Origin of the sequence: Streptomyces lushanensis (assembly GCF_001700515.1) — a bacterium.
GTDB lineage: Bacteria > Actinomycetota > Actinomycetes > Streptomycetales > Streptomycetaceae > Streptomyces > Streptomyces lushanensis.
Map to the genome: position 1 here is coordinate 1 of NZ_MAUD01000486.1, position 7,461 is coordinate 7,461.

At 70.5% G+C, this 7,461-nt stretch carries 8 protein-coding genes; 3 read left to right on the forward strand and 5 right to left on the reverse strand.

Going from position 1 to position 7,461, the window contains the following annotated elements; genetic code table 11:
- Window positions 1-297, forward strand: a 297-nt coding sequence (locus BFF77_RS30180) for a Bax inhibitor-1/YccA family membrane protein (RefSeq protein ID WP_066956335.1), incomplete at its 5' end; no start/stop codon positions are given.
- 181 nt (window positions 298-478) lie between these two features.
- On the opposite strand, the gene BFF77_RS30185 is transcribed toward BFF77_RS30180, so the two are convergent.
- Window positions 479-709, reverse strand: a complete 231-nt coding sequence (locus BFF77_RS30185) for a DUF4287 domain-containing protein (RefSeq protein WP_066956338.1) — start codon at window positions 707-709, stop codon at window positions 479-481.
- A 143-nt stretch (window positions 710-852) separates the two neighbouring features.
- Here BFF77_RS30185 and BFF77_RS30190 point away from each other — a divergent pair, with 143 nt between their 5' ends.
- Window positions 853-1,173 (forward strand): hypothetical protein, encoded by a 321-nt coding sequence (locus tag BFF77_RS30190; RefSeq protein ID WP_066956341.1) that lies wholly within the window; start codon window positions 853-855, stop codon window positions 1,171-1,173.
- A gap of 91 nt (window positions 1,174-1,264) precedes the next feature.
- Here the strand turns inward: BFF77_RS30190 and BFF77_RS30195 are convergent, their stop codons facing one another.
- The 3 genes from BFF77_RS30195 to BFF77_RS30205 form a co-directional block, all read right to left on the reverse strand.
- Window positions 1,265-2,257 (reverse strand): hypothetical protein, encoded by a 993-nt coding sequence (locus BFF77_RS30195; RefSeq protein WP_245703834.1) that lies wholly within the window; start codon window positions 2,255-2,257, stop codon window positions 1,265-1,267.
- A 327-nt stretch (window positions 2,258-2,584) separates the two neighbouring features.
- The gene (locus tag BFF77_RS30200; protein WP_066956344.1) at window positions 2,585-3,805 is read right to left on the reverse strand and encodes an acetyl-CoA C-acetyltransferase; all 1,221 of its coding nucleotides are present in this window, start codon (window positions 3,803-3,805) and stop codon (window positions 2,585-2,587) included.
- A gap of 176 nt (window positions 3,806-3,981) precedes the next feature.
- Window positions 3,982-4,989 carry an SGNH/GDSL hydrolase family protein gene (locus tag BFF77_RS30205; RefSeq protein WP_066956348.1) on the reverse strand — a complete coding sequence of 336 codons (1,008 nt, stop codon included), beginning with the start codon at window positions 4,987-4,989 and terminating at the stop codon, window positions 3,982-3,984.
- Window positions 4,990-5,180: 191 nt separating this feature from the next.
- On the opposite strand from BFF77_RS30205, the gene BFF77_RS30210 reads away from it, so the two are divergent.
- Window positions 5,181-6,569 (forward strand): cystathionine beta-synthase, encoded by a 1,389-nt coding sequence (locus tag BFF77_RS30210; protein WP_066956351.1) that lies wholly within the window; start codon window positions 5,181-5,183, stop codon window positions 6,567-6,569.
- 352 nt (window positions 6,570-6,921) lie between these two features.
- On the opposite strand, the gene BFF77_RS30215 is transcribed toward BFF77_RS30210, so the two are convergent.
- Window positions 6,922-7,356, reverse strand: a complete 435-nt coding sequence (locus tag BFF77_RS30215) for a hypothetical protein (RefSeq protein WP_066956353.1) — start codon at window positions 7,354-7,356, stop codon at window positions 6,922-6,924.
- Window positions 7,357-7,461 lie beyond the last annotated feature (105 nt).

A 7,461-nucleotide genomic window follows, 5' to 3' on the forward strand; every position in this document is an offset into this window, starting at 1 on the left:
ATGGCCGCGGCCATGGGCTTCGTGCTCCTGATGGTCGCCAACATGCTCTTCAGCGTCTTCGGCGGCGGTGACGGCCTCGGCTTCCGCAGCGGCGGTCTGGGCATCGTCTTCGGCATCGTCGGGATCGTCCTCGGCGCATGCTTCCTGGCGCTGGACTTCAAGCAGGTCGAGGACGGTGTCGCGTACGGCGCTCCGCGCGAGGAGTCCTGGCTCGCGGCCTTCGGCCTCACGCTCACTCTGGTGTGGATCTACCTGGAGATGCTGCGGCTGCTGTCGATCCTTCAGGGCAACGACTGACGGCCGTGATGACCGTCTGACACGCAGGCCCACCACAGAGGGGTCCGCGGGCCCGATGCCCGCGGACCCCTTCTGTTGTGTGCCGGCCGTTCTGCCGTATGCCGTTCCGCCGTATTGCCGGTCGGTCGCACACCGGTCGGCCGTGCACGGGGTGCGGTGGGTGCGGGTCGGGTCGGACGGGTCAGAGCAGACGGCGGGCGGCCCGCCTCAGGTCGTACTCATGGACGATCGCCTTCGCGTGTCCGTATGCGAGGTTGTGCTCGCTTCTCAGCCAGCTCACCTTCTCCTCGAAACGGATGAGGGACGGGCCCTCCTCGACGGCGCGCAGCCAGTCGGAGATCTCACGACCGGTGCAATGAGGGATGCGGGAGAGCATGTTGCGATGGGTCTCTTCGGAGAAGACAAGGGACATCGGCGCCTCCGGACGCTCCGCGCTTACTGGTCCTTCAGGCCACCGTGCCCGAGCGTTGGCCCGTTGGCAACAGTCCCGTAGCCATTCCCGCGACCCTTGGCCTTCCGTGGCCGCGGTCCGGCCGGGCGCGTAGGGTCGGCCGGGTGCTCGATACAACACCGCTGACGGCCGCCGTGGACCGATTCGCCGACCGGCTGCGGGCCGCTCCGCAGAGCCGGCTCCGCAATGGCGCCGCGGCCGAGGCGCTGGCCCTGGCCAGGGAGCTGTCCGTACGGGCCCAGCGGCTCGACGCGCCCGGCGAGGAGCCGCGGATCATGCCGGACGCCGGTGTCTTCGTCGTCGCGGACCAGCTCACCGTCGCGGCGGCGGATCTGGCCGAGGCACTGAGAGCGGCCCCGTCCGTGAGGGAGCTGGACGAGGCCGTGAAGGCGGTCGAGCGGGCGGTCGGCCGCGCGGCCCTCTGAGGGCGGGCGGCGGCCGGCGCGATGAAGCACCGGAAGCACCGGAAGTACTGGAAGCGCCGGATCACGCGCGGGACGGCGGGAGAGCCCGGGACTACAGCGAGGCGATGACGCGGTCCGCGAGGATGTACACGTGCTCGGCGGCCTCTTTGCCGGCGCCGGCGTCCGGGCCCTCCGGGGCGGAGCCGGTGACGTCCGGGCCGCTGCCGCCGCCCTCGCCTCCGCCCTCGCCTCCGTACGAGAACGTCAGGGTGTACGCGCCGGAGACGCCGGAGCCGCCCAGCAGGAACGGCGCGTCGCCCGCGCGCAGTGCCGCGGCGAGCCGCTCGGCGGTCTCCCGGTGGCCCGGGGTCATGCAGAGCGTCGTGCCGTCGGCGAAGACATAGACGTCGAGCGTGCCCAGCGGGCCCGGCCGTACATCGGCGAGCGCCGTACGGGTCGAGGCGAGCTCTTCGAGCCGGGTGATCGTGCGCTCGTGGTCGGTGACGACGGGCGTCTGGAGCGGTACGAAGTCCGGGTGCGAGGGGTGCCGGCGGCGGGCCGCGGCCAGCTCCGGCGAGTCCTCCGTGAAATCGCCGACCTCGCCGATACCGCCGCCACCGCCCACTCCGCTCACCTCACTGATCTCGCTGACCTCACTGATCGCGCTGAGGTCCGGATGGTCGGCGAAGCTGTCGAGAGCCTCGGCCGCGTCCAGATCCAGCGGCTCAAAACCGGTGAAGTCGACCTGGCGGGGGATGTAGAACGGCCCGTCCTCGGCACCGAGCCCCGCCAGTCCGCCGAGCAGCGACGGCGTGTCGGCCGCGTCCCGCGCTTCCTGCGCGGCCCAGAAGGCGCGCGCCTCGGCCAGCTCGCGCTCGCGCTCCTCGGCGAGGGCCTCGGCCACGGCGGTTCGTATGGCGTCCGGGCAGTCGGTCAGGGCGGCGCTCCTGGCCTGCGGTACGGCGGCGGTGATGCCCCCCGGGTTCGCCGCGGCCAGTTCGCCACGCAGGGCGCTGACCTGCCTGCGCAGCCCATGAGCGGCGTGCAGAGCAGCGACGCCCACGGCGGTGGCGGCGGCTGTGGTCAGCAGCAGGGCAAGAGACATGGCGCTCACTGACTACTCCCGTTCCGATCGGTACCCCCGACTTCCTACCTCAGCTTGTCGTGGGCGGGATCCGTCCGGCAGTGCATTACGTCACGAAATGGACAGGTCTTTGGGCCTTAGGTTTACTTCCGCCACCGCTCTGACCTGGGCAAACGAATCTCCCCCGGGGCTAGGTCACATCCTGGGGGAGATTCAGTCACGACTGGGGATCGGTGGGGTTCTTCTGTGCGATTCCGGACTGCCCGGCTACTCTGCGCGACGAGTCTCCGCATTTCGGACAGTTCGCGCGCCGCCGGCGCCGCGGCCCGGGCACTTCGGCACAGCCTTTCAGCTCAGCCGTTCGACCACCATGGCCATGCCCTGGCCGCCGCCGACGCACATGGTCTCCAGACCGAACTGCTTGTCGTGGAACTGGAGGCTGTTGATCAGGGTGCCGGTGATCCGGGCCCCGGTCATGCCGAACGGGTGGCCGACGGCGATGGCGCCGCCGTTGACGTTCAGCTTCTCCAGCGGGATGTCCAGGTCCCGGTAGGACGGGATCACCTGGGCCGCGAAGGCCTCGTTGATCTCGACCAGATCGATGTCACCGATGGTCAGCCCGGCGCGCGAGAGCGCCTGCCGGGACGCCTCGACCGGGCCGTGGCCCATGATCTCCGGCGACAGCGCGGTGACTCCGGTGGAGACGATCCGGGCCAGCGGTGTCAGGCCCAGCTCGCGCGCCTTGGTGTCGGACATGATCACGAGTGCGGCGGCGCCGTCGTTGAGCGGGCAGCAGTTGCCCGCCGTGACCAGACCGTCGGGCCGGAAGACGGGCTTGAGGCCCTGCACACCCTCCAGCGTGACTCCGGCGCGCGGTCCGTCGTCCTTCGCCACGACCGTGCCGTCCGGGACCGTCACGGGCGTGATCTCGCGCTCCCAGAAGCCGTTCTTGAGCGCCTCCTCGGCGAGGTTCTGGGACCGTACGCCGAACTCGTCCATCTCCTGACGGGTGATGCCCTTGAACCGCGCCAGATTCTCCGCGGTCTGTCCCATCGCGATGTACGCGTCCGGGACCAGGCCGTCCTCGCGCGGGTCGTGCCACCCCGCGCCCTCGCTCCGCGCGACGGCGGCGGTACGGGTCTCGGCGTCCGCGAAGAGCGGGTTGTGGGTGCCGGGCATCCCGTCCGAGGAGCCGTTGACCTGACGCGAGACCATCTCGACACCGGCCGAGATGAAGACGTCGCCCTCGCCCGCCTTGATGGCGTGCAGCGCCATCCGCGAGGTCTGGAGGGACGAGGAGCAGTAGCGGGTGACGGTGCAGCCGGGAAGGTGGTCCATGCCGAGCTGTACGGCGACGATCCGGCCCAGATTGTGGCCCTGCTCGCCACCGGGCAGCCCGCAGCCGAGCATCAGATCGTCGATGTCGCGCGGATCCAGCTCGGGGATCTTGGCGAGCGCGGCCCCGATGATCGTGGCCGTCAGGTCGTCGGGCCGTACTTCCTTGAGCGATCCCTTGTAGGCCCGGCCGATGGGCGAACGGGCGGCAGAGACGATCACGGCTTCGGGCATCACGGCTCCAGGAGGGGAGAGGGCGGGCTGACTGGAAGTTACCGTTACGTAGCGTCGAGGTCACCCGGGCGGTCGTGTGACGAGGGCCTCTTTTCCAAGCGCTTGCTCAGCGGGTGGCGGGCGGGCGCGCGTCGGGTCACTCCTCCGGGTGGCGCGTTCCGTGTCACACCTTCGTGTCATACCTCCCGCGGCACCTGGCTCGGTTCCGTCGGTGTCGCCTCCGTCTGCGCGGGGAGACGGCGGCGTCTGCGGTGCTTCAGCAGGGCCCAGGGGGCGCGGGCCGCGGTGACTTCCGTACCCGCCCGGGACGCCGCCGCCGAGGCCGCCTTCGCCACCGGGAGCATGTCCTCGTCGCGGGACGCGTCGAGGTGGTCCGTCTCCGGCCAGAGGTCCAGCACCGCGCAGAGCGTGGGCAGGACCGCCATCGCCGCGGTCGCGTAACCCTCCGCCGAAGGGTGGTAGTTGTCCGGGCCGAACAGCTCCCGCGGGTTCGCGGCGAACTCCGGGCCCAGCAGATCGCCCAGCGAGACCGTACGGCCGCCCTGCTCGACCGCCACGATCGTCTGTGCCGCGGCGAGCTGGCGGCTCACCCGGCGGGCCAGCCAGCGCAGCGGCTGGTACACCGGCTCGATCGTGCCGAGATCCGGGCAGGTCCCGACGACCACCTCCGCGCCGGCCGTCCGCAGCCGCCGTACCGCCGCCGCGAGATACCGCACCGAACGGGTGGCCGGCATCCGGTGCGTCACGTCGTTCGCGCCGACGATGATCACGCAGACGTCCGGGACCCGCGCCGGGTCCGAGAGGAGCTGGGTCACCTGGCGGTCCAGATCGTCCGACTGGGCACCGGGCAGCGCCACGTTCCGCAGCTCCACGGGCCGCTCCGCGACCGCCGAGAGCCCCGAGGCGAGCAGGGCCCCCGGGGTCTGTCCCGCCCGCCGTACGCCCTGGCCCGCCGCCGTGGAGTCGCCGAGCATGCCCATCCGCAGCTGCTCGGCGTGCCCTTGTCCGAGCCCGTACGCCAGCCCGTACCAGCCGTCGCCGCTCGGCGGCACAGGAGCCACCCCGCCCCCCACCGACCGCTTCGCCAGTTGCAGTTCCGCCAGCACCACTCCGACGCCGGCCGCTCCCAGCAGGCCGATGCTCCCGCCGCCGTAGGCCGCGCCCGCGGCGATCCGCCGTGCCACCCTCGCCCTCGACACAGTCCGAGCCACCTCCCTCTGGCCGTACATACGAACCGCCGTGCGCGCGTGCGCACGACGCCGTACGCACGAGTATGGGTACGTACACCAGCTAACTGCCCCGTAAGGACCGTCGCCCAATCTCGCGCGCGTACGCATACCCTGGCCGGACCATCACGGAGACCCCGGAGACAACGGTGCAATTCCACGACTCGATGATCAGTCTGGTTGGCAATACCCCCCTGCTGAAGCTGCACAGCGTGACCGCAGGGATCCAGGCGACAGTCCTGGCGAAGGTCGAATACTTCAATCCCGGTGGTTCGGTCAAGGACCGGATCGCCCTGCGCATGATCGAAGCCGCCGAGAAGAGCGGTGAGCTGCGGCCCGGCGGCACGATCGTCGAGCCGACGAGCGGCAACACCGGTGTCGGTCTCGCCATCGTGGCCCAGCGGAAGGGCTACAAGTGCGTGTTCGTCTGCCCGGACAAGGTCTCCACGGACAAGATCAATGTGCTGCGCGCGTACGGTGCCGAGGTCGTCGTCTGCCCGACGGCCGTCGACCCGGAGCATCCCGACTCGTACTACAACGTCTCCGACCGGCTGGTGCGTGAGACCCCGGGTGCCTGGAAGCCGGACCAGTACAGCAACCCGAACAACCCGCGCTCGCACTACGAGACGACCGGTCCCGAACTGTGGAAGCAGACGGACGGACGGATCACCCACTTCGTGGCGGGTGTCGGTACGGGAGGCACCATCAGCGGTACCGGCCGCTACCTCAAGGAGGTCAGCGACGGGCGCGTGCGGATCGTGGGCGCCGACCCGGAGGGATCCGTCTACTCCGGCGGTTCCGGCCGGCCGTATCTGGTGGAGGGCGTCGGCGAGGACTTCTGGCCGAGCGCGTACGACAGCACGGTGACGGACGAGATCGTCGCCGTGTCCGACAAGGACTCCTTCCGGATGACCCGGCGGCTGGCCAAGGAGGAGGGCCTGCTCGTCGGCGGCTCCTGCGGCATGGCGGTGGTGGCCGCGCTGAAGGTCGCCGAGGGGCTCGGGCCGGACGATGTCGTGGTCGTCCTGCTGCCGGACAGCGGTCGCGGCTATCTCAGCAAGATCTTCAACGACGAGTGGATGAACGACTACGGCTTCCTGGAGCAGGGCGGCGGCGCGGTCACCGTCGGCGATGTCCTGCGGCACAAGGCGGGCGCGATCCCGACCCTCGTCCACATGCATCCGGAGGAGACGGTCGGCGAGGCGATCGAGGTGCTGCGGGAGTACGGCGTCTCGCAGATGCCGATCGTGAAGCCGGGGGCCGGACACCCGGACGTGATGGCCGCGGAGGTCATCGGTTCGGTGGTGGAGCGGGAGCTGCTGGACGCGCTCTTCACCCAGCGGGCCTCGCTCGGCGATCTGCTGGAGAAGCACATGTCGTGCCCGCTGCCGCAGGTCGGCTCGGGCGAACCGGTGGCCGATCTGATGACCGCGCTGAGCCGTTCCGACGGCGCCGACGCGGCGATCGTGCTGGTCGAGGGGAAGCCGACAGGGGTGGTGAGCAGGCAGGATCTGCTGGCGTATCTGTCGAAGGCCTGATCTCGACGGTTGTGTAGCGGGCGGTTCAATGGGCGATGGCGCGTATCCGCGAAAGTGGTACGAGCGCGACACGTCCGCGCAGCACCCGCTTAACACGCGTCCTGCACAGTAGTGGTTGTCGGCGTCAAGGACCTCCGGAGCGGCTCCCGGACCTCCATGGACGCCAAGGACACGCACACCGGCCCTGACCCGGACCGTGTCCCTCGCGGGGACCGCCGTCGTCCCGCCCCCCGGTAACGGGGGTGCGGCGGTCCCCGCGACTATCTTTTTGCTCTGCTCCGGCTCCGGTCCGGCTTTTGTGCTCCGGCTTTTGCTCTTGCCGTCCGTGGCCGGCGGCCCCCGCTCAGTTCTCTCAGTCCTCGCCCCACTCGTCCGACCGGCGGTGGCGCTTGCCGCGTGTCCAGGGCAGGCCGCGCGAGGCGTGCACCGCGTTGACTCCGAAGATCCCCAGCCAGCAGACGACCAGGCCCTCGATGTCCGCGTTCACCGCGGCGATGGCGGACAGCGGGATGGCCAGGATCAGGGAGATGACGCCGAATCCGAAGCGCTCCCCGAACCCCTCCACGGGGCCGGGCGTCCGGGCGTCGCGGGCAGCCGCCATCTGCCGCTCGGCCAGCTCACGCCGGACGCGGCGCTCGACCGTACCGTCCAGGCGCTGCTCGACCTTCTCCAGGAACGACTCGACGAGCGCGGACTCGTAGTCCGCGCCCAGCTCGTGGCGTGCCTGAAGGGTGGCGTTGAGTTCCTTCTTGAGCTCAGGCTTCAGCTCGGGGTCGCGGGCATCCATGCGAACCACCGTACGAACGCCCACCCGCCCAGGACATTGGGGCTAACCCCCCTCTTTGCGGCGGTCCTCACGCCTGCCCGGGCGGGCGTGAGGACCGCCGCAAAG